Here is a 26,530-nt window from a genome sequence, read left to right on the forward strand (position 1 = left end):
CCCTGCTCTGACGCGGTCCTGACGCGTTCCCGGTGGCGCCGCCGGCGGGCGGTGGCACTGTGCGGTCCATGGCCGAGACCGCGCACCCCTCCCCCGCCGAGCCCTCCACCGGCACCGCCCGGCGGTCCAGGATCCGCCTGCCCCGGGCGGCGTCGAGGCCGTTCGCGTCCGCCCGGGACGTGGCGCGCGCCTACGCGTACCCGATCGACCGGGCCGACGGGTCGGGGCTGAGCGTCGGGATCGTCGAGCTCGGCGGCGCGGTGGGCACCGACGACCTGCGGACCTACCTCACCGAGCGCGGCCTGGCCGTCCCGGACGTCACGAGCGTGTCCGTGGACGGCGCGCAGCCGGCCTCGGACGGCGCGGACGGCGCCGACGGCGAGGTCATGCTGGACGTCGAGGTCATCGCGGCCGTCGCCCCGGGTGCCGCCCAGCGCGTCTACTTCGCCCCGAACACCGACGCCGGGTTCCGCGAGGCGGTGTCGCAGGCGGTCGCCGACGGCGTCGACGTCGTCTCGATCTCCTGGGGCGGCCCGGAGAACCACTGGGACGCCGCGGCCGTGACGGCGTTCGACGCCGTGCTCGCCTCGGCGCGCCGCGCGGGCGTGCCGGTGTTCGTGGCCGCCGGCGACACCGGGTCGCAGGACTCCGGCGGGGACGGGAAGGACCACGTCGACTTCCCCGCCTCCTCCCCCAACGCGGTCGGGTGCGGCGGGACCCGGCTGACGGTCGACGCCTCCGGGGCCCGCGCCGCCGAGGTCGTGTGGGACGACAACGACCGCTCCAGCGCGACCGGGGGCGGTACGAGCGTGTTCTTCCCGGGCCGCAACGTGCCCGACGTGGCGGGCAACGCCGACCCCGTCACGGGCTACACCGTGCGGGTCGACGGCCAGGAGGCGGCGATCGGCGGCACGTCGGCGGTGGCACCGCTGTACGCGGCGCTGTACCTGCTCACCAAGCAGCTGACGGGCCGGGCGTGGGACCCGCTGACGGTCGTCCCGGCGCACCCGACGGTGTGCTTCGACGTGACCTCGGGCGACAACGGCACCTTCCGCGCCGGTCCGGGCCGGGACGCCACGACGGGTTTCGGCGTCGTGGACGGGTCCCGGCTGCTGGCCGTCCTGGGCGAGGGCGAACCCGTGGCGGCGCAGGCGGCGGACCCGGTGGCGGCGTTCTGGGCCGACGAGCGCGTCCGCGACTGGGCCCAGCGCGAGCACGCGGGCGAGGACGAGCACGTCGCGCAGGCCGTGCTCGCCCTCGTCCGCTCCGCCGGCCGGCTGCAGCCGTGAGCCTCAGCCGTTCGTGAGCCTCAGGCGTCGGCGACGTCGATGAGGACCTTGCCCACGACGCCGCCCTCCACGGCGTCGTGGGCGTCGGCCGTGCGCTCCAGCGGGAAGCGGGTCAGCGGCAGCCCGTGCTCCTCCCCGACGCCGAGGGCGCCGTCGCGCGCGGCCGCGGTGACGTCCTCGGCCGCGGCGGCCAGCGCCTCGGCGCCCATCGTGTACATGAGGATGAACTGCAGGCGCGTGTTGAGGACCATGTGCGGGCGGATGTCGACGTTCACGCCGTCGCCGCCGTCGTTCGCGTAGCTCGCGATCGAGGCGCGCGGGCGGATCACGGCCTGGTCGAGGGCGAGGTTCTGGGCCAGGGCGACCTCGACGACCAGGTCGACGCCGTCGGGGGCGATCTCGCGGATCTCGGCGGCGGGGTCGCCCTCGCGGTAGTTGACGACGTGGTGGGCTCCGGCGGCCGTGGCCAGCCGGCCCTTCTCCGGGCCGCTGACCGTCGTCACGACGGTGGCCCCGGCCCAGCGGGCGAGCTGGATCGCGGCGTGCCCGACGGCCCCGGCGCCGCCGGAGACGAGCACGGTGCGGCCGGTGAGCGCTCCGGGGGCCAGCCGGCGGGGGCCGTCCTCGGCGACGGTCAGGGCACGGTGCGCCGTGACGGCCGGCACGCCCAGGGCCGCGCCGACGTCGAAGGAGACGCCGTCGGGCAGCCGGGTGACGCGGTCGGCGGGCAGGACGGTGAACTCCTGGGCGGTGCCGGTGGGCCGGCCCTGGGCGGCCATGCACGTCCACACCCGGTCCCCCACGGCGAGGTCGGGCACGCCGGGGCCGACGGCGTCCACGACGCCCGCCCCGTCCTGGTTGGGGGTGGCCTCCTCGAAGGCCAGCGTGCCGGTGGCCCCCGAGCGCGACTTCCAGTCGGTGGGGTTCACCCCCGAGACGACGACGCGCAGCCGCACCTCGCCCGCGTCGGGTTCGGGCAGGGGGCGCTCGGCCAGGGACAGGACGGAGGACGGACCGGTCTGGGAGTACCTGATGGACTTCACGTGGGGGCGAACCCCGCACCCGCACGAGGTGTTCCGGCCCGTGCGGGCGCGGCGGGGCACCGCTCAGGCGTCGGCCAGCCCCCGCCGGCGCAGCAGCGGTTCGATCCGCGCGTCGCGGCCGCGGAACTCGCGGTAGGCCTCCAGCGGGTCGACGCTGCCGCCGCGGGCCAGGACGGTGCGCCGGAAGTGGTCGCCGTTCTCCCGGCGCAGTCCCCCGTTCTCGGCGAACCACTCGACGGTGTCGGCGTCGAGGACCTCGCTCCACACGTAGGAGTAGTACGCGGCCGCGTAGCCGCCGCCGAAGACGTGGTGGAAGTAGGTGCTGCGGTAGCGCGGGGGGACGGTCTCCAGCGCGACCCCGGCCTCGGCCAGGGCCGCGGCCTCGAACCGGCCGACCTCGTCGGGCACGGCCCCGTCGAGGGCACCGGGGCCGACGCGGTGCCAGGCCTGGTCCAGCAGGGCCGCGGCCAGGTACTCGGTGGTGGAGAAGCCCTGCCCGTACCCGCGGGCGGCGCGCAGCTTCGCGACGTCGTCGGCGGGCAGCGGTTCGCCGGTCTCCACGTGCTTGGCGTACCCGGCGAGGACCTCGGGTTCGAAGCCCCAGAACTCGTTGACCTGGGAGGGGAACTCGACGAAGTCTCGGGGGACGCTGGTCCCGGAGAACCGGGGGAAGTGCACGTCGGACAGCAGCCCGTGCAGGGTGTGGCCGAACTCGTGGAACAGCGTCTCGACCTCGTCGACGGTCAGCAGCGCCGGGTCGCCCGCGGCGGGCTTGGGCACGTTGAGGCAGTTCACGACGACGGGCCGGGTCCCGAGCAGGCGGGACTGCTCGACGAACGAGCTCATCCACGCCCCGCCGCGCTTGGAAGCGCGGGCGTAGGGGTCGAACAGGTACAGCCCGAGGGGGCCGTCGGCGTCGGCGACCTCGAAGGCGCGCACGTCGGCGGAGAAGGTGGGCACGTCGGTGCGTTCGGTGAACGTCAGCCCGTACAGGGCGGTGGCGGTGGCGAACACGCCGTCGACGAGGACGCGGTCGAGCTCGAACCAGGGTTTGAGGGCCTCGGCGTCGACGGCGAACCGCTCGCGGCGCAGCCGTTCGGCGTAGTAGGCCCAGTCCCAGGGCTGCAGCGGGCCCTCGAACCCGTCGGCGTGCAGGAGCTCGGTGAGCTCGGCCTCCTCGCGGCGGGCGTTGGCGACGGCGGCGGGCGCGAGCCGGCGCAGCATGCCGACGGCGGCCTCGACATCGTCGGCGGTCTCGTCGGCCACCACCCAGGAGGCGTGGTCGGGGTGGCCGAGCAGGGCGGCGCGCTCGGCGCGCAGCGCCGCGATCCGCAGGAGGGTCGCGCGGGTGTCGTGGTCGCCGCCGCGGCCGCCGCGCAGCACCGACGCCTCGTGCACCCGACGACGGGACTCCCTGCGGTGCAGGGACTCCAGCACGGGCTGGCCGGTGGGCAGGACGAGCGGCAGGAGGTACCCGTCGCCGTCGGCGGCGCGGGCGAGCTCGGCGGCGGACAGCCCCTCGAGCTCGGCGGCGTCGGTGAACCGGACGGCGAGGTCGTTGGTGTCGGCGAGCAGCTCGACGTCGAAGGCGGTCGTGAGGGTGGACAGCTCCTCGTTGAGCTCGCGCAGCCGGGCCTGGCCCGCGGCGTCGAGCAGGGCCCCGGAGCGGGCCGCGTCGCGGTGCAGCCGGTCCAGCAGCCGGCGCTGCTCGGGGTCCAGGTCCGCCGGCGGGTCCTCGTGCAGGGCCGCGACCCTGGCGACCAGGCGCGGGTCGAGCCGGACCGCGTCGTGGTGGGCGGACAGCCGGGGCGAGTACTCGGCCTGCACGGCCCGCAGGGCGTCGTCGGCGTCGGTGCCGACGAGGTTGAAGAACACGGCCTCGGCGCGGGCGAGCAGCTGCCCCGCGGCCTCCAGGCCGTCGAGGAACGCCGCGGCCGGCGGGTCCTGCGCGAGGAGCGCGTCGAGCTCGGTGAGGTGCCCGGCCATCCCGGCCTCGAACGCCGGGGCGTAGTGCTCGACGCGGATCCGGTCGAACGGCGGCACGGCGAAGGGCAGGTCGCTCGCGGCGGCGAACGGGTTCTCGGGGCTCAGCGCGGGTTCGGGGGCCATGGACCGATACTGCCCGACCGCCGCCGCGCCGGCGCCGTCAGCGCGCGGGCAGCACCAGCGCCGCCAGCAGCCGGTCGACCTCGGCGGCCGGGTCGGCCGTCAGCCCGCAGTGCACCGGCGAGGTCTGCACGACCGTCGAGCGGGGGGCGACGAGCCAGCGGAAGCGGGCCCCCTTGGCCTCGGTGGTGGCGGCCCCGGCGGCCGGGTCGCCCGCGCAGACGCCCTCCAGGGCCCGCAGGTGCCGCCTCAAGGCCTCGACGTCCAGGTCGGCGCCGAGGGCGCGCAGGCGGTCGGGGTCCAGGACGGTCCGGGCCTGCAGGTGCTCGCGCTGCCGGCACCACAGCACGATCCCGGCGTTGAGGAACTCGGCGCGCTCCACGCGCGGGACGACGCGCACGACGGCGTACTCGAAGACGTCCAGCCCGGCCGGCTCAGCCACGGGAGGCCCCCCCACCGTGCTCGCGCTGCACGCGGGCCAGGTCCTCGACCCATCCCGTGGCGGCCAGGCGCGCGGTGAACCAGTCCAGGTAGGCCGTGCGCAGCGCGGCGGCGGAGTCGAACCCGGGCTCGTCCTCGACCCACACGTCCGGGACGGCGTCGACGGCCGCGCGCAGGACCTCGGGGGTCAGCGCGGCGGCGCAGTCCAGAGCGGCCACGGGCGCCGCGGCCCGCAGCAGCAGGTGGTCCTCGGCGTGCCGCAGCGGACGGTCGACGCTGGCGGCGGCGCGGGGCCAGTCGTGGTGGAAGTACAACGCCGCACCGTGGTCGATGAGCCAGGGCCGTGCACCCCACCACAGCGAGTTCGGGTTCCGCCAGGACCGGTCGACGTTGAGGACGAAGGCGTCGAACCACAGCACGCGCGCCGCCCAGTCCGGGTCGACGGGGTCCACGGCCGGGTCGAAGGACAGCGCCCCGGGCAGGAAGTCCATGCCGAGGTTGGCCCCCGGGGAGCGCAGCAGCAGGTCCTGGACCTCCTCGTCGGGCTCGCCGCGGCCGATGACGGGGTCGACGTCGGCGACGACGAGCTCGGGCACCTCCAGGCCCAGGGCGCCGGCGAGCGCCGCGGCGAGGACCTCGGCGACCAGGACGCGCCGGCCCTGCCCGGCGCCGTGGAACTTCACGACGTAGGTCCCGAGGTCGTCGGCCTCGCAGACCCCGGGCATGCTGCCGCCCTCGCGCAGCGGTACCACGTAGCGGGTCGCGGTCACCCGGCGCAGGGCGGCGGGCGGCTTCGGAGGCGGCACGGACCCGATCTTCGCACTTCCCACCCACCGCTCCGGGCGGGTCCCCAGCCCGCTCCCAGGCTGCGGGCGCAGACTGACCGGTGTGAGATCTGCGAGTTCTGCTCCGGAGGCCCGCCTGCTCGTCGTCGACGACGAGCCGAGCATCCGCGAACTGCTGGCCACCAGTCTGCGCTTCGCCGGGTTCGAGGTCGCCTCGGCCGCCGACGGCGCCGAGGCGCTGAAGCTGGCCGAGGACTTCCGCCCCGACCTGGTCGTGCTCGACGTCATGCTCCCCGACCTGGACGGGTTCACCGTGACGCGCAAGCTGCGCGAACGCGGCCGGCCGGTCCCGGTGCTGTTCCTGACCGCGCGCGACGACACCGCCGACAAGGTCGCCGGGCTCACGGTCGGCGGCGACGACTACGTGACGAAGCCGTTCAGCCTCGAGGAGGTCGTGGCCCGCATCCGCGCGGTGCTGCGCCGCACGGGCGCGGCCGAGGGCGCGGACACGGGGCGCCTGGTGTTCCACGACCTCGAGCTCGAGGAGGACTCCCACGAGGTGCGCCGGGCGGGCCGGGAGGTGGAGCTGTCCCCGACGGAGTTCAAGCTCCTGCGGTACCTGATGCTGAACCCGAACCGGGTGCTGTCGAAGGCGCAGATCCTCGACCACGTGTGGGACTACGACTTCAACGGCGAGGCGGGGATCGTGGAGTCGTACATCTCCTACCTGCGCCGCAAGCTGGACACCGAGGGCCTGGAACCGCTGATCCACACCAAGCGCGGCGTGGGGTACGTCCTGCGCGTCCCGCAGACGGTGGGATGACCCGGTTCGCCGGACGGCTGCGCGGGGCGCGGGCGCGCGCCCTGGCCGCCGAGTCGCGGCTGCCCCTGCGGGTGCGGCTGCTGGTGATCGTCGTGGTGCTGCTGGTGCTGGCGATGAGCGTCACGAGCGTGGTGTCGCTGCAGCTGCTGCAGCGCAACCTGCGAACCCAGGTCGACGAGCAGCTCATCGAGAAGGGGAAGGTCGCGATCTACAGCGCCTTCCCGGTGTTCAACCAGTCCACGGGTCAGGCGCTGCAGCTGTCCGACTTCTACGTCCAGCTCAGCGACTCCGACGGCACCGACCCGGTCGCGGCCTGCCAGGTCGACGACCAGCACCGGTGCCTGAAGGCACCGGCCCTGCCGCGGCTGACGACGGCGTACGTCGCGGCCCACGGCGACGACCCGTTCACCGTGCCCGACGCCGACGGGGGCGACCCCTGGCGGGTGCTGGTCTTCACCGCCAGCGTCAGCGGCAGTCCCACGACGAAGAACATCGCCGTCGCGCTGCCCCTGTCGGGAGCCACCCGGACGTTGTCCGACTTCCGGACGGTGGCCCTGGCCGTGGCGGCCGGGGCGCTGGTCCTCGGGGGGTTCTTCGCCGTCCTGGCGATCCGCCGCAGCTTCCGCCCCCTGGACGACATCGAGCGGACGGCCTCGGCGATCGCGGCCGGGGACCTGTCGCGGCGCGTGCCCGCCGCACCGGCCGGCACCGAGATCGGCCGGTTGTCGACGGCGCTGAACACGATGCTGGCGCAGATCGAGGCCTCGTTCGGCGCCCGGCAGCGCTCGGAGGACCAGATGCGCCGGTTCGTGGCCGACGCCAGCCACGAGCTGCGCACGCCGCTGGCGGCGATCCGGGGCTTCGCGGAGCTGTACCGGCAGGGCGCGGTGCGCGAACCCGACGACGTCGCGCACGTCATGGGGCGCATCGAGGGCGAGTCGACGCGGCTGGGGCGGCTGGTGGAGGACCTGCTGGCGCTGGCCCGGCTCGACGAGGCCCAGCGGACGCGCACGACCCGCCGCGAGCCCGTGGACCTCGTCGTGGTGGCCTCCGACTGCGTCCACGACGCCCGGGCGCTGGCGCCGGACCGGACGGTGCGGCTGACGGGGGTCCACGAGGGGGTCGGCCCGAGTTCGGCGGTGGTGCTGGCCGACGAGGCCGGCATGCGGCAGGTGCTGACGAACCTGCTGGCCAACGCCGTGCACCACACCCCGGCGGGGACTCCGATCGAGGTGGCCGTGGGCCGGGTGCGGGGACCGTCGGGCCCGGAGTCGGTCGTGGAGGTGCGCGACCACGGGCCGGGGCTGACGCCTGACCAGGCCGACAAGGTCTTCGAACGCTTCTACCGGGTGGACTCCTCGCGCCGGCGCGGGACGGGCGGCGGTTCCGGGCTGGGGCTGGCGATCGTCGCGACCATCGTGGACCTGCACGGCGGCACGGTGTCGGTGCTGCCCACCGAGGGCGGGGGGGCGACGTTCCGGGTGCGGTTCCGCGCCGACGAGCACGCCCTGCAGCCCGGACCCGAGGACGGGGACGACGCGGACGACGACGCGGACGACGACGCGGACGCGGGCGGGGCGGGCATTCACAGCTAGGTCCCAGTCGCTTCCAGGTGCGCCTGCAGCGGAGTGTCCGTCAATGGGAGTGGACAAGCCCAGGACCTACTCGCAGAGGTGAGCACCGATGAACGGCCCCGACGAGCGCGACACCACCGCCGGCAGCGGCCACCCCTCGTCCGGGGTCGCCACCACCACGGCCCGCGACAACCAGTCCGGCGGCTACGGCGACTCCAGCCCGACCCAGCCCCAGCAGCCCTGGGACTGGAACCGGGGGCCGTACCAGCAGCCCAGCGACCAGGGGTACGGGCAGTACGGGCAGCACGACCCGTGGACGACCCCCGGCGGCCCGACCCCGCCGAACGGCGGCGGCGGTGAGGGTGGCGGCGGTGGTGGCGGCGGTCGTCGCGGCCCGCGCCGCTCCCCCGGCTGGCTGGGCGTCGCCGGCATCGCCGTGGGCTGCACCGTCGCGGCGAGCCTGCTGACCGCCGGGCTCACGGGAGCGTTCGGCCAGTCGGCGACCACGGGCACGACCTCCTCGTCCACCGGCTCGGCGAGCACCCAGATCCAGGGCGTCAGCGAGACGACCGTGAACTGGCAGGCCGTCGTGAGCGCCGTCGCGCCGAGCGTAGTGTCGGTGACCGTGACCGGGCAGTCCGGCGAGGCGGAGGGCTCGGGGATCGTCTACGACTCCTCCGGCTACGTGGTGACGAACAACCACGTCGTCTCCGGCCTGGGCACGGGCGCCTCGATCAAGGTGACGCTGTCCGACGGCCGGGAGTACGCCGCGACCATCAAGGGCACCGACCCCGCCACCGACCTGGCGGTCATCCAGCTGACGGACCCGCCGGGCGACCTGAAGGCCGCGACGTTCGCGGACTCCGACGACGTCGTCGCCGGGCAGGCCGTGATGGCGCTGGGCAACCCGCTGGGCCTGTCGGGCAGCGCGACGACGGGCATCGTCTCGGCGCTGAACCGCCCGGTCGTCACCCAGGCCGAGGACGAGTCGCAGCAGCAGTCCCAGGACCCGTTCGGGCAGTTCGGCGGTCAGCAGCAGCAGTCGGCGGCGGAGACGGTGGCCACCAGCGCGATCCAGACCGACGCGGCGATCAACCCCGGCAACTCCGGCGGCGCGCTCCTGGACTCCTCCGGCAAGGTCATCGGGATCAACTCCTCGATCGCCTCGCTCAGCTCCGCGTCGTCCTCGAGCCAGTCCGGCAGCATCGGCCTCGGGTTCGCGATCCCCTCCAACGAGGTCAAGATGATCGCCGACCAGCTCATCAAGACCGGCACGGCGCAGCACGCGCTGCTCGGGGTGAGCCTGTCCCAGCAGTCGGCCACCGCGACGGTCGGCGACGTGACCCGCGAGGGCGCCCAGGTGGCGGCCGTCACCGACGGCGGGCCCGCGGCCAACGCCGGGGTCAAGGCCGGTGACGTCATCACGGCCGTCGACGGCGTGAACACCGACGGGGCCGACTCCCTGACGGCGACGATCCGCGGCAAGGCCGTGGGCAGCACCGTCGAGCTCACCGTCGTGCGCGGCGGGGCCGAGCAGACGCTGAAGGCGACGCTCACGGCACGCGCGCAGGACTGACCGGTCCCTCTCCCCCGTCCTGCATCCGGCGCACCTCGTCGAGGAACCGCCGCAGGTGCGCCGGTTGCGGGACGGGACCGGCTCGTCGCTGCGCGTCCTGCACCAGCACGCCGTGCAGCAGCAGCGGCACGACCAGGTCCTCGGGCAGGGGGTTCTCCGCCGGCAGCGACAGCGCCAGCGAGCGCTGGTCGGCGGGGGCTTCCCACCACCACCGCTCCAGCGCGAGGTCGTCAGGGGGTGTGGCGACGCGGGCGCGAGCGGGCTCGGGCTCGGGCTCGGGCTCGGGACGCACCGGCCGGCGCTTGCGGAACCCGGTCGTGGAGGGGGCCGACGAGGGACCGTCGAACTTCACGGCCGCTGCTCCCGGGGCCGTCGGACCGCCTGCCGGCGGTGGGGGCGGTCGGCTCGCGTCGAGGTGGTGTGGGTGCGCACGCGTCGTCTCCCGGGTCGGCTGAGCGGTCGCGCGACCGGGTCCGGGGTGGCGTTCCGGGCAGGCTAGGCCCGTCCTCCTCCCCCCGGCAAGGGTGGCGCAGAACCCCTCAGGGCCGGCGCGGCAGGTCCAGGCGCAGGTCGCCGGCGATGACGGCGGCGGCGACCGCGGTCAGGGTGGTCCCCTCGCGGCGGGCGTGGCGGCGCAGACGCGTGAAGGCGTCCTCGACCGTGGTGTCCAGCCGGGCGGCGAGCACCCCCTTGGCCTGCTCGATGACGACGCGGCTGTTCAGGGCGGCCTGCAGCTGCTCGGACAGCAGCGTCCTCTCCCGCAGCGACCGCTCGTTGATGAGCCCGATGGTCGCGATGTCGGCCATCGCCTGCCCCAGGTCCAGACCGGCCTGGTCGGTCGGGCCGTCGGCGAAGAGGTTGAGGGCGCCGATGACCTCCCCCCGCAACCGCATCGGCAGGGCCGAGGTGTGGGCCACCCCCGCGGCGCGGGCCGCCGCGCAGAACCGCGGCCACCGCCGCCCCGCCGACTCGGTGTCGATCTCCACGTTGCGGATGGCCCGTCCGGTGGCGAAGGTGTCGACGCAGGGCCCCTCCTCGACCTCCAGCTCGAACAGCTCCAGGTCCCGGGTCGTCTGCGACGTCCCGGCGACGACCCGCAACCGTCCCCGCTCGTCGGACAGCATCAGCCCCGCCGCGCCGACGCCCAGCAGTTCCACGCACCGCTCGGTGAGGACGTGCAGGAAGTCGACGATGTCGAAGTCGTCCACCAGGGTGTCGGCCAGCTCCACGAAGACCTGCGCGGTGCGCTGCTCGCTCACGGTCCCCTCCTCCCTCGTTCGTCCTGTGTGCTCGTCGTGCGGCGGGGGGTCGACCCGGGCGCTCACCCCGGGCTCCACGCGGTGTCGGGGCCGAAGCGCAGCCGGCCGGCCACCACGTCCGCGGCGACCTCGTCGACGGGACGGTCGTCCTTCCAGGCCCGCGCGCGCAGCAGCACGAGGGCGTCGGCGAGGTCGACCTGCGCGGTGACGCTGATCACGCCGGTCGCCTGGTGGACCACGGCCCGGTCGTGGGCCAGCGGGACGTGCCAGGCGGGCTCACCACCAGTGTCCTCCGGCGGGGTCCGCAGGGTGAGCAGCATCCTGCTCGCGGCCGTGGCGTAGGCCAGGGCCTCGGCGAGCTCGGCCCGGTCCAGGGGGCCCACCCGGTCGCGGTACAGGTCGAGCACGCCGATGCTGATGAGCCCGATGCGCAACGGCAGGGCGAAGACCGCGGCGGCGCCGGCACCGATCGCCGCGGCGGCGAAACCCGGCCACCGTGCCCGGCCGCCGACCAGGCGGTCGGCGCTGGCGAGGTCCGGGACCAGGACGGGGCGCCCGGTGCGCGAGGCGTCCAGGCAGGGCCCCTCGCCGAGGGTGAACTGCAGGTCTTCCAGGGTCCTGGCGACCTCGTCGGAGGCGGCCACCAGGCCCGCCGGGACCGCCTCGCTCGTCATGAGGGCCAGACCGACGCCGCTGACCGTCAGGGCCTGGTCGCAGGCGTCGACCAGTCGCTGCGGCAGGTCCTGGGGACGGGTACCGGGCGGAGCGAGCTCGAGGAGGATGGCGCGGACGCGTTCGGTGTCGCCCACCGCTGCCGCCCTTCCCCGTGCCGTCGTCCTGCTGGTGCGGGTCTGCGGCACGAGGACCGCGCACGCGGCCGTGATCACCCGTTCCGACCGTACAGGTCCGGTGGGGTGGTGGACGTCACGAGCGCAGGCGTGCCGCCAGCGGGCAGGACCTGTCGCGCCGCCCGGCCAGGCCGACGGTGTCCAGGTGCCGCACCACGGCGCGGAAGGCTCCCGCGAACGTGGTCTCGGTGTAGGGGACGTCGTGACGGCGGCAGAAGTCCCGCACGAGCGGTCGCACCTGGCGCAGCGTCGGACGGGGCATGCTCGGGAACAGGTGGTGCTCGACCTGGTGGTTCAGCCCGCCCATCACGAGGTCGACCCACCAGCCCCCGCTGACGTTGCGCGAGGCGGTGACCTGTCGGTGCAGGAAGTCCATCCGCGCACCCGGCTGCAGGACCGGCATCCCTGTGTGGTTGGGCGCGAACGCGCCGCCGAGCAGGACCCCGAAGCAGGTGAGGTCGACCGCCACGAAGGCGGCTGCCTTGCCCGGGGTCAGAGCGGACGACAGGAGCAGGAGGTACGCGGCCCAGCGGGTCAGCACGAGCGTGGCGTCCACGACCCGCCGCGGGCGGTGCGCGCGGGAGAGCAGGGCCCGGGCGCTGTCCACGTGCAGGTTGAAGCCCTCCAGCAGGAGCAGGGGGAAGAACAGCAGGCCCTGCCGGCGCAGGATCCGGCGCTGCAGCCGGCCCTTGGCGGACATGGCCTCCGGGTAGAAGGCCAGCGCCTTGGACTCGATGTCGGTGTCGCGCCCGCGCTGGTTCGGTGCGGTGTGGTGGACGCCGTGCTTGCCCAGCCACCAGCCGTAGCTGAGGCCGGCGCAACCGGCGGCCAGCGCGCGGGCGGCGACCTCGTTGGCCACCGGCCGGGTGAAGACCTGCTGGTGGGCGGCGTCGTGCCCCAGGAAGGCGAGTTGGCTGACGACGACCGCCACGACCGGCGCGAGCGCCAGGACGGCCCACGTGTTCCCCAGCAGCACGACGGCGACGGCGAGGGCGGCCAGGGCAGCGGCGCACGCGGCGGTGTGGCCGGCGTACCAGCCGGGCCGACGACGCATCAGCCCGCGCTCGCGCACCTCCTGGGCCAGGGCCCGGTAGAGGGCGACGCCGCTCGGGCGGGCCGCCGGAGACGCCTGGTCGACGGTCGTGGTCACGGTGATCCCCTTCGACGCGGTACGACGCGCGACCGGGTCCGGGGCAACACATCAACGGATCTCAGTGGACCACGCCCCGGAGGCGGGCGCACCCGGATCGGCTCAGTCCTGGTGCAGCAGGAGCGACCACCAGTGACCGGGCGGCCGGTGCGGGATCGGTCCGTCGGGCAGCAGGACCCCGTCGTGGCGCAGGTCGACGCCCTGCGCGGTGCGCGACCACCGCCGGCGGAAGCCGGCCACGGGTCCGACGAGCCGGTCCGCGACGGGGAGGTCACCGTCGGCGCCGAGCAGGACCCCGTCGCCGCACCGCCGGGCGAGCCGGTGGGTGCCGTGGGGCTCGGGGACCGTGGCGGCGCGCACGACGTCGATGCGGTGGCCGTCGACGACGGCGGTGGACAGCACCTTCTCCCCGCGACGCTTGGGCGTGCGCAGACCGGCGGCGCGCAGGCGGGCGATGAGCTCGCGGGTCGTGACGAGCTCGGCCCCGAGGTCGACGGCGGCGGGCACCCGTTCGACGGGGACGTCGTAGTGGTCGCCCTCGAAGGCGCGGCGGGGGACGCCGAGCCGGTCGGCGAAGGCGTGCAGCTCGGCGGTGGAGGTGTCGCTGGCCAGGTGGGCCCACCACCGTCCGTGAGCGGGGACGCGCGCGGTGTCGACGAGGACGCTCACGCGGTGGTCGTCCCGGTGTGCACAGGGTCCACTCGCGGGGCCGGACCCGTTGCTGCTGTGGACAACTCCCGCCTCCCGTCGTGCCGTCGTCCTAGGTTTCCCGCAGGTCGCCCACCGGGGCGGTCCGTGCAGTCCGCGGGTGCCGCGGGGAGGGAAGGATGCCATGAGCCGGTTCGAGGTCGACAGCGCACGCGTGGAGCAGGCCAGCACGGCGGTGGCGAGCTCGGCGACCAACCTCGCGGCCGAGGTCGAGGGGATGATGCGCCACCTGCTCGACCTGGAGTCGTGCTGGAAGGGGCAGGCGGCCAGCGGGTTCGCGAACCTGTCGGCGCAGTGGCGCCAGACCCAGGACCGCGTCCGCGGGTCGCTGGAGGAGATCCAGCGGGCCCTGGCGCAGGCCGGCCGGCAGTACGCCGACGTCGAGGCGGCCAACGCCCGGATGTTCGCCTCCTGAGCGGGCCCGGACGCACCGCAGGCCCCGCCGGGTGGGCGGGGCCTGCGGTCGGGGACCCGTGGGTCAGGCGGCGCGCGACAGCGGCGCGTGCGCCCCGGGGATGCTCCAGCGCATCTCCAGGTGCGGGCGGCCGGTGGTGTCGCGGACGGTCACCCAGTGCATGACGGGCGTGCTGCTCGCCTGCGGCGCGGTCTTCGTTCCGATGTTGGCCATGTGCCACCTCCTGTTCATCTGGTGTTCACCTTAGCGGATCTGACCGGTTTTCGAGCAACTCGTGACGCGCTTCACTCGATGTGAGCAGTGCCACACGGCTGGTGATCCCGTTCGGCGCGCCCCCGGAAGCGACCTACCCTGGGCCCGTGACGACGGTCGATCTGGGTCTTCCGCGGGTGCGCGCCGCGAGCCCGGAGGCTCGGGCGCTGACCGTTGCCGACCCCCGCTCCACGACGGGTGACCTGCTCGACCGGCACGGCCGGGTGGCCCGGGACCTGCGGGTCTCCCTGACCGACCGCTGCAACCTGCGCTGCCACTACTGCATGCCACCCGAGGGGCTGCCGTGGCTGGCGGACGAGCGAGTGCTCACCGACGACGAGATCGTCCGGTTGATCCGGTTGGCGGTGCACGACCTCGGCATCCACGAGGTCCGCTTCACCGGCGGTGAACCGCTCCTGCGCAAGGGCTTGGAGGACATCGTCGCGGCGACCTCGCAGCTGCGCACCGCGGCCGGCGAGACCGTGCGGACGTCGGTGACGACCAACGGCATCGGCCTGGCCCGCCGCGCCGCGAAGCTGGCCGCGGCGGGGCTGACCCGCGTCAACGTCTCCCTCGACACCCTGCACCCCGACCGGTTCGCACAGATCACCCGCCGCGACCGGCACGCCGACGTCATGGCCGGCCTGGCCGCCGCCGCGGACGCCGGCCTGGCGCCGGTGAAGGTCAACGCCGTCCTGCTGCGGGGCACGAACGACGACGAGGCCGCCGGCCTGCTGCGCTGGGCCCTGGACGCCGGCTACCGGTTGCGCTTCATCGAGCAGATGCCGCTGGACCCGCACGGCAGCTGGCAGCGCTCGGACATGGTCACCGCCGAGGAGATCCTCGCTGCGCTGCACCGGGAGTTCACCCTCGTCCCCCGTCCGGGCACGGCCCGCGGGGCCGCCCCCGCCGAGACCTGGGACGTCGTGGACGCGTCGGGAGCGCACCTCGGGGACGTCGGCGTCATCGCCTCCGTCACCCGCCCGTTCTGCGGGGACTGCGACCGGACGCGCCTGACCGCGGACGGCCAGGTCAGGACCTGCCTGTTCTCCACCTCGGAGACCGACCTGCGCGGTGCCCTGCGCGAGGGGGCCGACGACGCAGTGCTCGCGGCGACCTGGCGCGCGGCCATGTGGGGCAAGCTGCCCGGGCACGACATCGACGACCCGGGGTTCCTGCACCCCACCCGCCCCATGAGCGCCATCGGCGGCTGAGTGGCCAGAGCCTCCACAGTGAACGGAAGGTGAACGAGGACGTGACGCTGTCCATCCGGTTCTTCGCCGGGGCGGCCGCGGCCGCCGGGCACGAGACCGAGGAGCTCTCGCTGACCGGGCCGCAGACCCTCGGCGAGCTGGTCTCGACGCTCGGCGACCGCGACCCCGCCCTGGCCCGCGTGCTGACGGCGGCGAGCTTCCTCGTCGACGGCGTCGCCGCCCGCCCCGGGGACGTCCTGCACGACGGGGCCACCCTCGATGTGCTGCCCCCCTTCGCGGGGGGCTGAGGCGGCTCAGCGCCGGGCGAGCCGCGCGATCGAGTTCGCGAGGTGGACCCGCATGGCCGCCCGGGCGGTCTCGACGTCCCCGCGCTCGACGGCCCGCAGGACGGTGTCGTGCTCGGCGACGACGTCCGCGACGGTGTCCGTCCCCGACCGCAGCCGGGCCGCGGGCATGGCGATCATCGGCTCCCCCAGCGTCCGCAGGACGTCGAGGAGGTAGCGGTTGCCCGAGGCGGCCGCGACGGCGGCGTGGAACCGGAAGTCGGCTCCGACCGCGTCGGCCGGGCGGTCGGCGGCGTCCGCGAACGCCGTCGCGGCCCGCCGCAGCGCGTCGAGGCGGCCCTCGTCGCGGCGTGCGGCGGCCAGGGCCGCGGCCTCGGTCTCCACCGCGAGCCGGAACTCGAGCAGCTCGACGCGTTCGGGCACCGACCGCAGCCCCGCCACGTCGACCCCGAAGCTCTCCTCGCTGGGGCGGGCGAGCACGAAGGACCCCTTGCCCCGCAGGGTCTCCACGAGACCGGCGGCCTGCAGGCGGGACATCGCCTCGCGCACCACGGTGCGCGAGACCCCGAACTCGCCGACCAGCTCGCTCTCGGAGGGGACGGCCTGTCCCGGCACCAGCTCGCCCTCGACGATGCGGAACCGCAGGACGTCGACGAGGTGCTGGGTGCGGGTCGTCACCGCCTCACCGCGCCCCGAAGGAGACCGAGTCCGTCGTCCAGGCCCGCGCCTGGTCGGTGAGGGTGAACCCGAGCCCGGGGCGGTCGGGCACGACCATGCGCCCGTCGACCGTCTCGAGGCGTTCCTCGAACAGCGGGTTCAGCCACTCGAAGTGCTCGACCCACGGTTCGCGCGGGTAGGCCGCCGCCAGGTGCAGGTGGATCTCCATGGCGAAGTGCGGAGCCAGGTCGAGCCCGGCCTGGTCGGCGATCGCGGCCAGCCGCAGGAAGGGGGTGATGCCGCCGATGCGCGGGGCGTCGGGCTGGATGACGTCGGCCGAGCGGTGCTCGACCAGGGCCAGGTGCTCCCCCACGCTGGAGAGCATCTCCCCCGTCGCGATGGGCGTGTCCAGGGCGCGGGCGAGGTCGGCGTGCCCGACCGCGTCGTAGGCGTCGAGGGGTTCCTCGATCCAGACCAGGCCGAACTCCTCGAACGCCCGCCCCATCCGCAGGGCCGACGTCCGGTCCCACTGCTGGTTGGCGTCGACCATGAGCGGCACGTCGGGCCCCAGGTGCTCGCGGACGGCGGTCAGCCGGCGCAGGTCCTCGCGCTGGTCCGGCTGCCCCACCTTGATCTTGACGCCCCCGATGCCGGCGGCCAGCGACTCGTCGGCCCGCGCGAGGACCTCCTCCAGCGGGGCGTGCAGGAAACCCCCGGAGGTGTTGTAGGTGCGGACCGAGTCGCGGTGCGAGCCCAGGAACTTGGCCAGGGACAGCCCGGCGCGCTTGGCCTTCAGGTCGTACAGGGCGATGTCCAGGGCCGCGATGGCCTGCGTGGCGACCCCGCTGCGCCCCACGGACGCCCCCGACCACAGGAGCTTGGTGTAGACCTTCGCGATGTCGTTGGGGTCCTCCCCCAGCAGGTCCGCGGCGACCTCGCGGGCGTGGGCGTACTGCGCCGGGCCGCCCGCACGCTTGGAGTAGCTGAACCCCAGCCCCTCGAAACCCTGCTCGGTGCGGATCTGCGCGAACAGGAACACGATCTCGGTCATGGGCCGCTGCCGGCCGGTCAGGACCTTGGCGTCGCTGATCGGGGTCGCCAGCGGCAGGGTGGCGGTCGAGAGTTCCACGTACCGGATGCTGTCCACCCGCTCATCGTACAAGTCGACCCGCTTGTCCTACAAGAAGGGCGCGGGGTCGAACGTGCCGTTGCGACGTCGGAACTCCGTCGCCGTGTCCGGCCACAGCAGCGTCAGCCGCCCGCTGCGGGCGTCCACGTACCAGCTCTCGCAGCCGCCCCGCAGCCACACCGACTCGGCCGCCCGCGCGTCGATCTCGGCGGTGTAGGCCCGCTGCGCCGACAGGCTCACCTCCAGGGCTCCCCCGCGGGCGGCGAGGTGGTCCAGCGCCCCCAGCAGGTAGCCGACCTGGCTCTCGATGACGTGCACCGCCGAGTTGTGCCCCAGGCTCGCGTTCGGGCCGTCGAGGACGAACAGGTTCGGGAACCCGTGCACCACGGTCGAGGCGTGCGAGACCATCCCCCGCTCCCAGGCCCGCGCGAGCGGGACCCCGTCGCGCCCCAGCACCCGGGACGCGTAGGGCTGCACCGTGGAGTGGAAACCCGTCGCCAGGACCAGGACGTCGAGCGCGTGCCGCGACCCGTCCGCCGCGGTCACCGACCCCGACGCCACCGACCGGACCGCGGACGGCACGAGCGTCACGTCCGGGCGGGTCAGCGCCGGGTAGAACGTGTCCGACAGCAGGACGCGCTTGCAGCCGATCTCGTAGTCCGGCCTCAGCGCCGCCCGCAGCCCGGGGTCCTCGATCTGCGCTTCGAGGTGGTCCGACGCCCTGCGGCGCAACGCCTCCAGCGCCACCGGTTCCAGCCGGCGGGCCCCCAGGCCGCGTTCCATGTCCGTGAACGTCCGCTCCCGCAGCGCCGCCGCCCGGGCGGGCTCGGCCGCGAAACCGGCCCGCTCGTCGGCGCCGAACGGCCGGTCCCCGCGGGGGACGACCCACGGCGCGCTGCGCTGGAACACGCTGACGTGCGCCGCGGTGCCCGCCAGTTCCGGGACGACCTGGACGGCCGAGGCTCCGGTGCCCACGACCCCCACCCGCGCCCCGGCGAGGTCGACCGAGTGGTCCCAGCGGGAGGTGTGGAACACCGGGCCGCCGAACTCCGGCAGGCCCTCGACGTCGGGGATCCGGGGTTCGGTGAGCCGCCCCGCGGCCAGCACCAGGACCCGCGCGCGGACCGGGCCCCGCGACGTCTCCAGCTCCCAGCAGCGCCCGGACCAGCGGGCCCGCAGGACCTCGCAGCCCAGCCGGACGTGCCCGGCGACCTCCCGCGCCCGCTCCCGCAGGTACCGCTGGATCTCCGCGCCCGGCGCGAACACCCGCGACCAGCCCGGTTCGGGCGCGAAGGAGAACGAGTACAGGTGCGAGGGGACGTCGCAGGCCACCCCCGGGTACGTGTTGTCGCGCCACGTGCCGCCGACCTCACCGGCGCGTTCGAGGACGACGAAGCTCTCCCGCCCCCGGCGGTGCAGCCGGATCGCCGCGCCGAGCCCGGCGAAACCCGCCCCGACGACCGCGACGTCGACCACGGCACCGGGCAGCTCCCGGTCGTTCACACCGGGGCCGGCCGGCCGTACCGCGTCGTCCGCTGCCGCAGCGGACGGCCACCCGTGAGCGCCGCCGCCCGCTGCCGGGTCAGCGTCGTCCCGGCCTCCTGCCCCGCGGCGGGGTCGAGGACGCCGTCGAGCAGCAGCCCGCCGAGGTCGTCGCCCCCGCCGGCCAGGAGCTGGGTGACCAGTCCCGGCGCGTGCTTGGGCCACGCCACCTGGACGTGGTCGACGGCCCCGTCCAGCAGCAGCCGCGCCACCGCGTGCAGGGCCCGCACGGCGCGCGGCGACGGGTCCCCCCAGGGCGCAGGCATCGCGATGAACTCGGTGACGCCCCCCGTGCGGCGCGCGATCGCGGCGAGCAGCCGCAGGTGCGCGACCTGCTGCGCGCCGGTCTCGGGGCCGCCGTGCACGAGGACCGACGTGGAGGTCAGCCCGACCTCGTGGGCCGTGGTCAGCACGCGCACCCACTCGGCGACGGGCAGGTCGGGCACGCCCCCGTTCAGCCGCGTCCGCACGCCGTCGTCGAGGACCTTCGCCGCCGTCCCCGGCACCGAGCCCAGACCCGCGTCGCGCGCGGCGAGGAGGAACTCGCGGACCGTGGACCCGCGCCGGTGGGCCGCGTCGAGCACCTCGGGCACCCGGAAGGCGTGCAGGTGGACCCCCGGACCGGCCTCGCGGACCGCGCGCACCAGCTCGAGGTACCCCTTGGGACCGGCGGCGACCGGGACGGGCCCCTGGACGCAGACCTCGGTGGCCCCCAGGCCGACCGCCTCGGCGACGAGGTCGCGGACGTGGTGCAGGTCGGCGCCCACGCGCTCGGCGTCGAGGTTGCGGTTGACGACGAACGTCACGTCGTCGCCCACCCGCGCCCGCCGCAGCGCGTCGGCGGTCGCGGCGAGCCGTTCGAGGTCGTCGCCGTCGGCGCCCAGCAGGGCGAGCGCGTGGTCGTCGGACAGCTGCGCGGGATCGTCGGCGGCCACGGCGAGAGCGTCGAGCAGGTGGTCGGGCACCGCCCGAGGCTAGCTCTCAGGGGCAGGCGACCCACTCGGAGGTGCCGTCGGTGAAGTGCTGGTGCTTCCAGACCGGCAGCCGGTCCTTGACCTCGTCGACCAGCCGCGCGCACGCCGCGAACGCCTCCTGGCGGTGCGCCGCCGAGACGGCCACGGCGAGCGCCACGTCCCCGATCACCAGGTGCCCCAGGCGGTGGCTGACCGCGACCGCGTCCACGTCCAGCCCCGCCGCGACCTCGGCGACGACGGCGGCCAGCACGTCGGGGGCGCTGGGGTGCCCCACGTACTCCAGCTCGCGGACCGCGCGCCCGTGGTCGTGGTCGCGCACGACCCCCGCGAACGTGACGACGGCGCCCGCGGCGGCGGCCCCGACCAGGTCCGCGTGCTCGGCGACGTCGAGCGGTTCGCCGCTCACGGCGGTCCGCACGACGCGACGGGCGGGCGCGCTCAGGCGCCCCGGGGTCGGCACCTCGTGCTGCTCCTCGATCTGCACGAGTGCAAGGGTAGGTGTTCCCAGGCCACCGATCGTGGGGGAGACTCCCCCGGTGACGCACGTGAGCGGCTGGCGGATCGTCGTCCCGGTCAAGGGCGGCGACGAGGCGAAGACGCGGTTGGCGCTGCCCCCCGGGCCGCGACGCGCTCTCGCGCTGGCCATGGCCCTGGACTGCCTGGAGGCGTGCCTGGCCACCCCGGGCGTGGGACTGGTGGTGTGCGTCAGCGACGACCGCGACGTCCTGGCGGCTGCCCGCGCGGTCGGCGCGGTGACGGTCTCCCCGGGCCGGCCCGGCCTGGCGCAGGCCCTGGACGCGGGCCTGGCGAGCCTGGAGCGGGGCCCCACGGCCGTCCTGCTGGGCGACGTCCCGGCGCTGCGGCCCGCGGACCTGGCCGCCGCCCTCGACGAGGCCCTGAGCGCACCCGGCCCGGCCCTGGTGACCGACGCCGAGGGCACCGGCAGCGTCCTGCTGGCCGATGTGGCCGGCGACGTGCCGCACCGGTTCGGTCCCGGCTCCGCGCGCCGCCACCTCGACGCCGGGGCGCACGCGCTGTCCGCGGACCTGCCCTCGCTGCGCCGCGACGTCGACACCCTCACCGACCTGGCCGGCGCCCTGAGCCTCGGCGTCGGTCCCCGCACCCGGGACGCCCTGCCCCACGGCCTGCTCGCCGAGTGCGCCGGCCGACCCTGCTGACCCTGCTGCCCCCCGGAGAGACCCCCACCGTGAGCACCACCCTGCCGACGCCCCGTGCCCGCCACGCCGCTCCCGCCGAGGACACCCCGGCCCCCGCGCGGATCACCGCGGCCCTGCGCGCCGCCCGGGGCGGCGCCCTGGACCGCGAGCACGCCGAGGTCCTCCTGCACGCCCGCGGCGACGACCTCGCCGAGCTGTGCGCCCTGGCCCGCCCGGTCCGCGACGAGACCCTCGAGCGCGCCGGGCACCCAGGGGTGATCACCTACTCCCGCAAGGTGTTCGTCCCCATCACCCGGTTGTGCCGCGACCGCTGCCACTACTGCACGTTCGCCACCGTCCCCGGCCGGCTGCCCGTCCTGTTCCTGTCCGAGGACGACGTCCTGGCCATCGCCCGCGACGGGGCCGGCGCCGGCTGCAAGGAGGCGCTGTTCACCCTCGGCGACGCCCCCGAGGACCGCTGGCCCGCCGCCCGGCAGTGGCTCAGCGCCCGGGGCTTCGCCTCCACGATCGAGTACGTCCAGCACCTGGCCCGCCGCGTCCTCGACGAGACCGGCCTGCTGCCGCACCTGAACCCCGGCGTCATGTCGCTGGACGTCCTGCGGGCCTCCAGGCCGCTCGCGCCGTCGATGGGGATGATGCTGGAGACGACCTCGAAGCGCCTGTGGCTCGAACCGGGGCAGGTCCACTTCGGCTCCCCCGACAAGGACCCCGACCTGCGGCTGCGGGTCCTGCGCGACGCCGGCCGCGCCGGGGTCCCCTTCACCAGCGGCGTCCTCGTCGGCATCGGGGAGACCTACGCCGAACGCGTCGACTCGGTCCTGGCGATCAAGGACGTGGTCGAGGAGTTCGGCGGGATCCAGGAGGTCATCGTGCAGAACTTCCGCGCCAAGGACGACACCGCCATGCGCGGCGAGGCCGACCTCGAGCACCCCGAGTACATCGCCACCCTCGCCGTCTCCCGGCTCCTGCTGGGCTCGGGGGTCTCCCTGCAGGCCCCGCCGAACCTGTCCGACCCGGCCCAGCGGCGCCAGCTCCTCGAGGCCGGCGTCGACGACTGGGGCGGGGTCTCCCCCCTGACCCCCGACCACGTCAACCCCGAACGGCCCTGGCCCCAGCTCGACGACCTCGCCGCGACCACCCGGGAGGCCGGGTTCCGGCTCGCCGAGCGCCTCACCGCCCACCCCCGGTTCGTGCTGGACGCGCTCGCGGGCCGCGACACGTGGATCCACCCCGACCTGCACGGGGCCGTCGCGGCGCTCGCCGACCCCGTCACGGGGCTGGCGCGCGAGGCGGCCGTCCCCGTCGGCCGGGTGGCCGCGTGAGCGAGGAGGGCCGCGACGGAGCGGACCGGGGACCGGCGGCGGGCGGGTTCGCCGAGCCCAGCGATGCCGAGGTCCGCATGGCGCGGTTCGTCGGGGAGCAGCTCGCCCCCGACGGCCGGCCCGAGATCGAGGACTTCCTCAGCCGCGACGAGACGCTGCTGCTGGACGTCATGACGGCCGTGGACGCCCCCGCGCCGGGCTTCACGTCGGTCTCGACGCTGTCCATGCACCGGTACCCGAACGTGGTGGGCAGCACGGACGTGCGCGTCGAGCTCGTCACGGTGCTCGAGGACGTCGAGCGCCGGCTGGCGACGGGTCTGCTGGTCGCCTCGGCGTTCGCCGCCATCGGCGAACCGTGGCCGCTGTCGCCGGGGACGGTCTTCCCCGGGATCGTGGCCGACCTGCTCGGCGGGCGCACCGAGCACCTGCTGCTCACGACGCCGGGCAACTTCGACCACCTCAGCCGCTACCCGCTCGCACCCGACCTCGACGTCCACTGGCTGCAGGCCGTCCCCGTGCACGAGAGCGAGCGGGTGTTCCTGCTCGAGCACGGCCTCGACGCCCTGGAGCAGCGGTTCGAGGCCGCGGAGCTGCCGTTCTACGACGTGCGGCGCGACGCGGTCGTCTGAGCCCTCACGGCAGCAGCCGGTCGGGGGCCTTCGCCGCCCACCCGTCCTGCAGCGCCGTCCGCAGGTCCTCGTCCGAGACCCGCTCCAGGGCCACGAGGTAGGCGGGGTAGCCCCTGAAGTGCTGCGTGTCGAACACGCCCGGCACGCCCTGGGCGAGGACGGCGTCCTTCTCGGCGAGGTCGGCGCAGGCGATGGCCAGGATCGGGCCCGCGGGCGCCTCGACGGGCGGGTCGGCGGCCCGGAACCGCTTGACGTCGGCCTTCGTGAACGGCCGCTCCCACGCGAAGTCCTGCCCCGCCACGGCCCAGGCGCGCCCGCCCCGGCGCTCGCCCTCGCCGACCTCGGCCAGCCCGGCCGCGATCCGCGCCACGTCGTCGTAGGTCGCCATCCCCGGAACGCTAGCCCTCCCCCCTTCCCGCGCGAAGCACACCTCGGACCCTCCGGAGTGCTCTCAGAGGGCGCGAGGTGTGCTTCGCGTGGGGAAAGGGGGGCGCAGAACGCCACGAGGGCGGCCCTCCGGGTGGAGGACCGCCCTCGCGGGTGGATCAGGTGGTGCGGGGTGGGGCTGGACTCAGAAGTCCATGCCGCCCATGCCACCGTCGCCGGCCGGGGCCGGAGCGGACTTCTCCGGCTTGTCGGCGATGACGGCCTCGGTGGTGAGGAACAGCGCCGCGATGGAGGCGGCGTTCTGCAGCGCGGAGCGCGTCACCTTGACCGGGTCGTTGATGCCCGCGCCGAGCAGGTCCACGTACTCGCCGGTGGCGGCGTTGAGGCCGTGACCGGTGGGCAGGTTGCTGACCTTCTCCGCCACGACGCCGCCCTCGAGGCCGGCGTTGACGGCGATCTGCTTCAGCGGGGCCTGGATGGCGACCTTGACGATGTTCGCGCCCGTGGCCTCGTCACCGACGAGGTCGAGCTTGTCGAAGGCGAGCACGCCGGCCTGGATGAGGGCCACGCCACCACCGGCGACGATGCCCTCCTCGACGGCGGCCTTCGCGTTGCGGACGGCGTCCTCGATGCGGTGCTTGCGTTCCTTGAGCTCGACCTCGGTCGCCGCGCCGGCCTTGATGACGGCCACGCCGCCGGCCAGCTTGGCGAGACGCTCCTGGAGCTTCTCGCGGTCGTAGTCGGAGTCGCTGCGCTCGATCTCGGCGCGGATCTGGCCCACGCGGCCGGCGATGGCGTCGGCGTCGCCGGCACCCTCGACGATCGTGGTCTCGTCCTTGGTGACGACGACCTTGCGGGCGCGGCCGAGCAGGTCGAGGTCCGCGGTGTCGAGCTTGAGGCCGACCTCCTCGGAGATGACCTGACCACCGGTGAGGATGGCGATGTCGCCGAGCATGGCCTTGCGGCGGTCGCCGAAGCCCGGGGCCTTGACGGCGACGGACTTGAAGGTGCCGCGGATCTTGTTGACGACGAGGGTCGCCAGGGCTTCGCCCTCGACGTCCTCGGCCACGATCACGAGGGGCTTGCCCGACTGCATGACCTTCTCCAGCAGCGGGAGCAGGTCCTTCACGGTCGAGATCTTGGAGTTGAGGATCAGCAGGTACGGGTCCTCGAGCTCCGTCTCCTGACGCTCGGCGTCGGTGACGAAGTAGGGCGAGATGTAGCCCTTGTCGAAGCGCATGCCCTCGGTGAGCTCGAGCTCGAGGCCGAAGGTGTTGCTCTCCTCGACGGTGATGACACCTTCCTTGCCGACCTTGTCGAGCGCCTCGGCGATGAGCTCGCCGATGGAGGCGTCACCGGCGGAGATCCCGGCGGTGGCCGCGATCTGCTCCTTGGTGGTGACCTCCTTGGCGGCGGCCAGCAGCTGCTCGGTCACGGCCTCGACGGCCTTCTCGATGCCGCGCTTGAGGCCCATCGGGTTCGCGCCCGCGGCCACGTTGCGCAGACCCTCGCGCACGAGCGCCTGGGCCAGCACGGTGGCGGTGGTGGTGCCGTCGCCCGCGACGTCGTCGGTCTTCTTGGCGACTTCCTTGACGAGCTCGGCCCCGATCTTCTCGTAGGGGTCCTCGAGCTCGATCTCCTTGGCGATGGAGACACCGTCGTTGGTGATCGTGGGGGCGCCCCACTTCTTCTCCAGGACGACGTTGCGGCCCTTGGGCCCCAGCGTGACCTTGACGGCGTCAGCGAGCTGGTTCATCCCGCGCTCGAGGCCGCGACGAGCCTCTTCGTCGAAGGCGATGATCTTGCTCATGCCTGGTGTTCCTCCCAGAAGAACGGGCGTGGGTGGCTGGAGCGGTGCCCGCGACGGACGGCCGCGCGCTCCCGGGGTCACGTCCCCCGGGACCTGCGGACCTCACCGCCCCGGCCGGGGAGCTTCGCTCCCGGGTCGAGGTGCTGTTGTCACTCTCGACTCGAGAGTGCCAACGCCAATGTTGGCACTCTCCCCCTCCGAGTGCAAACGCCCGGTGGCCCGTCCGCTCACCGCGGACGGGCCCGCGCGCTCAGTCCTTGAGCCCGGCGTTGATGTCGGCGTTCATGACGTACCGCTGGAAGACGAGGTAGATGACCACCAGCGGGACGATCGAGATGACCGAGGCGCCCAGCAGCACCGACCAGTTGACGTTCTGCGCCCCGACGATGCTCTGGATCCCGATCTGCAGGGTGAACTTGCCCGGGTCGTTGAGCACGATGAGCGGCCAGATGTAGTCGTTCCAGCGCCACTGGAAGGAGAAGATCGCCAGCGTCACCATGATCGGGCGGGCGATGGGCAGCATGACGCGCACGAAGGTCGACAGCTCGTTCGAGCCGTCGATCCGGGCCGCCTCCAGCAGCTCGTCGGGCACCGTGGTGAAGAACTGCCGGAACATGAAGCACCCGGTCGCGGTGATGATCGAGGGGACGATGATCCCGGCGAGGTGGTTGTAGAGCCCCAGGTCGCGCACGACCAGGAAGGACGGGGACAGGATGACCTCGGTCGGCAGCATCGTCGTGGCGAGGATGCACATGAAGAAGGCCTTGAGCCACCAGTTGGAGTACTTGGCCAGCGCGTAGCCCGTCATGGCGCTGGCGGTGACGGTGAGCACCGTCGTGACGACCGCGACGATCAGGGTGTTGGTGAAGTACCCGGCGAAGTTGAAGCTCGTCCACGCCTGCTCGTAGCCGGAGACCGTCCAGGTCTTCGGCAGCAGCGTCAGGGGGTAGGAGAAGAGGTCCCCGGCGGGCTTGAAGGACGACAGCACGAACCACAGCACGGGGAAGCCGTAGAGCAGTGCCAGCAGCCACAGCAGCGTGGTGGCGCTGACGACCCGGAAGGGCGAGGCGTCGGTGCGGGTGCGCGCGGCGCGGCGCGCGGCCGGGGTCGGGCGGCTCAGCGAGGAGAGGGCCAT

27 protein-coding genes and 1 pseudogene are annotated in these 26,530 nt (G+C 74.6%); 10 read left to right on the plus strand and 18 right to left on the minus strand.

Going from position 1 to position 26,530, the window contains the following annotated elements:
* The first annotated feature begins 68 nt into the window (after positions 1–68).
* Entirely contained in the window at positions 69–1,289 is a 1,221-nt protein-coding gene (locus CLV37_RS17415; RefSeq protein ID WP_146149457.1) for a S53 family peptidase, read from the plus strand.
* A gap of 20 nt (positions 1,290–1,309) precedes the next feature.
* Here CLV37_RS17415 and CLV37_RS17420 read toward each other — a convergent pair whose 3' ends face one another.
* The 4 genes from CLV37_RS17420 to CLV37_RS17435 form a co-directional block, all read right to left on the minus strand.
* On the minus strand, positions 1,310–2,332 hold the full coding sequence (locus CLV37_RS17420; protein WP_106212724.1) for an NADPH:quinone reductase: 1,023 nt from the start codon (positions 2,330–2,332) through the stop codon (positions 1,310–1,312).
* A 63-nt stretch (positions 2,333–2,395) separates the two neighbouring features.
* Positions 2,396–4,441, minus strand: a complete 2,046-nt coding sequence (locus CLV37_RS17425; RefSeq protein WP_106212726.1) for a M3 family metallopeptidase — start codon at positions 4,439–4,441, stop codon at positions 2,396–2,398.
* Positions 4,442–4,478: 37 nt separating this feature from the next.
* Positions 4,479–4,880 carry a DUF3037 domain-containing protein gene (locus CLV37_RS17430; RefSeq protein WP_106213101.1) on the minus strand — a complete coding sequence of 134 codons (402 nt, stop codon included), beginning with the start codon at positions 4,878–4,880 and terminating at the stop codon, positions 4,479–4,481.
* Complete coding sequence (locus tag CLV37_RS17435) at positions 4,873–5,685, minus strand: HipA family kinase (protein ID WP_245885463.1); 813 nt, start codon at positions 5,683–5,685, stop codon at positions 4,873–4,875. Before CLV37_RS17435 ends, CLV37_RS17430 begins: the two co-directional genes overlap by 8 nt.
* A gap of 82 nt (positions 5,686–5,767) precedes the next feature.
* Here CLV37_RS17435 and CLV37_RS17440 point away from each other — a divergent pair, with 82 nt between their 5' ends.
* From CLV37_RS17440 to CLV37_RS17450, 3 genes are all read left to right on the plus strand, one after another.
* Positions 5,768–6,487, plus strand: coding sequence for a response regulator transcription factor (locus CLV37_RS17440; RefSeq protein WP_106212728.1), 720 nt, complete (start codon positions 5,768–5,770; stop codon positions 6,485–6,487).
* Positions 6,484–8,082 (plus strand): sensor histidine kinase, encoded by a 1,599-nt coding sequence (locus CLV37_RS17445; protein WP_106212730.1) that lies wholly within the window; start codon positions 6,484–6,486, stop codon positions 8,080–8,082. The genes CLV37_RS17440 and CLV37_RS17445 overlap by 4 nt, the downstream gene beginning before the upstream one ends.
* 88 nt (positions 8,083–8,170) lie before the next feature.
* Entirely contained in the window at positions 8,171–9,637 is a 1,467-nt protein-coding gene (locus CLV37_RS17450; protein ID WP_106212732.1) for a S1C family serine protease, read from the plus strand.
* On the opposite strand, the gene CLV37_RS17455 is transcribed toward CLV37_RS17450, so the two are convergent.
* The 5 genes from CLV37_RS17455 to CLV37_RS17475 form a co-directional block, all read right to left on the minus strand.
* Positions 9,615–9,989 (minus strand): hypothetical protein, encoded by a 375-nt coding sequence (locus CLV37_RS17455; RefSeq protein ID WP_106212734.1) that lies wholly within the window; start codon positions 9,987–9,989, stop codon positions 9,615–9,617. The genes CLV37_RS17450 and CLV37_RS17455 overlap by 23 nt on opposite strands.
* Positions 9,990–10,176: 187 nt before the next feature.
* On the minus strand, positions 10,177–10,896 hold the full coding sequence (locus CLV37_RS17460; protein ID WP_106212736.1) for a GAF and ANTAR domain-containing protein: 720 nt from the start codon (positions 10,894–10,896) through the stop codon (positions 10,177–10,179).
* A gap of 62 nt (positions 10,897–10,958) precedes the next feature.
* Positions 10,959–11,783 carry a GAF and ANTAR domain-containing protein gene (locus CLV37_RS17465; protein ID WP_106212738.1) on the minus strand — a complete coding sequence of 275 codons (825 nt, stop codon included), beginning with the start codon at positions 11,781–11,783 and terminating at the stop codon, positions 10,959–10,961.
* Positions 11,784–11,820: 37 nt separating this feature from the next.
* Positions 11,821–12,894, minus strand: coding sequence for an acyl-CoA desaturase (locus CLV37_RS17470; RefSeq protein ID WP_245885464.1), 1,074 nt, complete (start codon positions 12,892–12,894; stop codon positions 11,821–11,823).
* A 102-nt stretch (positions 12,895–12,996) separates the two neighbouring features.
* A complete protein-coding gene (locus tag CLV37_RS17475) occupies positions 12,997–13,563 on the minus strand; it encodes a DUF4031 domain-containing protein (protein WP_106212740.1) in 567 nt (188 codons plus the stop codon).
* A gap of 163 nt (positions 13,564–13,726) precedes the next feature.
* Here CLV37_RS17475 and CLV37_RS17480 point away from each other — a divergent pair, with 163 nt between their 5' ends.
* On the plus strand, positions 13,727–14,017 hold the full coding sequence (locus CLV37_RS17480) for a WXG100 family type VII secretion target (RefSeq protein WP_106212742.1): 291 nt from the start codon (positions 13,727–13,729) through the stop codon (positions 14,015–14,017).
* 63 nt (positions 14,018–14,080) lie between these two features.
* Here the strand turns inward: CLV37_RS17480 and CLV37_RS27710 are convergent, their stop codons facing one another.
* The gene (locus tag CLV37_RS27710) at positions 14,081–14,230 is read right to left on the minus strand and encodes a hypothetical protein (RefSeq protein ID WP_170127332.1); all 150 of its coding nucleotides are present in this window, start codon (positions 14,228–14,230) and stop codon (positions 14,081–14,083) included.
* Between the two features lie 146 nt (positions 14,231–14,376).
* Between CLV37_RS27710 and moaA the strand changes: the two genes are divergently transcribed.
* Together moaA and CLV37_RS17490 are read left to right on the plus strand one after the other, a co-directional pair.
* Positions 14,377–15,483: a GTP 3',8-cyclase MoaA gene (moaA, locus tag CLV37_RS17485; RefSeq protein WP_211298743.1), complete on the plus strand. Its 1,107-nt coding sequence runs from the start codon at positions 14,377–14,379 to the stop codon at positions 15,481–15,483.
* Positions 15,484–15,512: 29 nt separating this feature from the next.
* Positions 15,513–15,770 carry a MoaD/ThiS family protein gene (locus CLV37_RS17490; protein WP_245885465.1) on the plus strand — a complete coding sequence of 86 codons (258 nt, stop codon included), beginning with the start codon at positions 15,513–15,515 and terminating at the stop codon, positions 15,768–15,770.
* A gap of 6 nt (positions 15,771–15,776) precedes the next feature.
* On the opposite strand, the gene CLV37_RS17495 is transcribed toward CLV37_RS17490, so the two are convergent.
* From CLV37_RS17495 to CLV37_RS17515, 5 genes are read right to left on the minus strand one after another with little or no spacing between them, the layout of a single operon-like run.
* Entirely contained in the window at positions 15,777–16,445 is a 669-nt protein-coding gene (locus CLV37_RS17495; protein WP_106212746.1) for a FadR/GntR family transcriptional regulator, read from the minus strand.
* 4 nt (positions 16,446–16,449) lie between these two features.
* Positions 16,450–17,571 carry an L-talarate/galactarate dehydratase gene (locus CLV37_RS17500; protein WP_106212748.1) on the minus strand — a complete coding sequence of 374 codons (1,122 nt, stop codon included), beginning with the start codon at positions 17,569–17,571 and terminating at the stop codon, positions 16,450–16,452.
* Positions 17,572–17,601: 30 nt separating this feature from the next.
* Positions 17,602–19,056, minus strand: coding sequence for a flavin-containing monooxygenase (locus tag CLV37_RS28895; protein WP_211298745.1), 1,455 nt, complete (start codon positions 19,054–19,056; stop codon positions 17,602–17,604).
* Positions 19,053–20,060, minus strand: coding sequence for an FO synthase (locus CLV37_RS17510; RefSeq protein WP_245885466.1), 1,008 nt, complete (start codon positions 20,058–20,060; stop codon positions 19,053–19,055). The genes CLV37_RS28895 and CLV37_RS17510 overlap by 4 nt, the downstream gene beginning before the upstream one ends.
* A 16-nt stretch (positions 20,061–20,076) precedes the next feature.
* Positions 20,077–20,547 carry a molybdenum cofactor biosynthesis protein MoaE gene (locus CLV37_RS17515; protein WP_342762286.1) on the minus strand — a complete coding sequence of 157 codons (471 nt, stop codon included), beginning with the start codon at positions 20,545–20,547 and terminating at the stop codon, positions 20,077–20,079.
* Between the two features lie 58 nt (positions 20,548–20,605).
* Here CLV37_RS17515 and cofC point away from each other — a divergent pair, with 58 nt between their 5' ends.
* From cofC to CLV37_RS17530, 3 genes and pseudogenes are all read left to right on the plus strand, one after another.
* Positions 20,606–21,247 carry a 2-phospho-L-lactate guanylyltransferase gene (gene cofC / locus CLV37_RS17520; RefSeq protein WP_106212750.1) on the plus strand — a complete coding sequence of 214 codons (642 nt, stop codon included), beginning with the start codon at positions 20,606–20,608 and terminating at the stop codon, positions 21,245–21,247.
* A 41-nt stretch (positions 21,248–21,288) separates the two neighbouring features.
* Positions 21,289–22,554 (plus strand): annotated as a pseudogene (cofG, locus tag CLV37_RS17525) (7,8-didemethyl-8-hydroxy-5-deazariboflavin synthase CofG); the annotation flags it as partial.
* Between the two features lie 11 nt (positions 22,555–22,565).
* Positions 22,566–23,198 carry a suppressor of fused domain protein gene (locus CLV37_RS17530; protein ID WP_106212752.1) on the plus strand — a complete coding sequence of 211 codons (633 nt, stop codon included), beginning with the start codon at positions 22,566–22,568 and terminating at the stop codon, positions 23,196–23,198.
* 4 nt (positions 23,199–23,202) lie between these two features.
* Here the strand turns inward: CLV37_RS17530 and CLV37_RS17535 are convergent, their stop codons facing one another.
* The 3 genes from CLV37_RS17535 to CLV37_RS17545 all read right to left on the minus strand — a co-directional run bounded on the left by CLV37_RS17535 (position 23,203) and on the right by CLV37_RS17545 (position 26,530).
* Complete coding sequence (locus tag CLV37_RS17535) at positions 23,203–23,586, minus strand: hypothetical protein (protein ID WP_106212754.1); 384 nt, start codon at positions 23,584–23,586, stop codon at positions 23,203–23,205.
* Between the two features lie 183 nt (positions 23,587–23,769).
* Positions 23,770–25,395 (minus strand): chaperonin GroEL, encoded by a 1,626-nt coding sequence (gene groL, locus CLV37_RS17540; protein ID WP_106212756.1) that lies wholly within the window; start codon positions 25,393–25,395, stop codon positions 23,770–23,772.
* A 250-nt stretch (positions 25,396–25,645) separates the two neighbouring features.
* Positions 25,646–26,530 (minus strand): carbohydrate ABC transporter permease, encoded by an 885-nt coding sequence (locus tag CLV37_RS17545; RefSeq protein ID WP_106212758.1) that lies wholly within the window; start codon positions 26,528–26,530, stop codon positions 25,646–25,648.

It is taken from the genome of Kineococcus rhizosphaerae, from assembly GCF_003002055.1.
Lineage (GTDB): Bacteria > Actinomycetota > Actinomycetes > Actinomycetales > Kineococcaceae > Kineococcus > Kineococcus rhizosphaerae.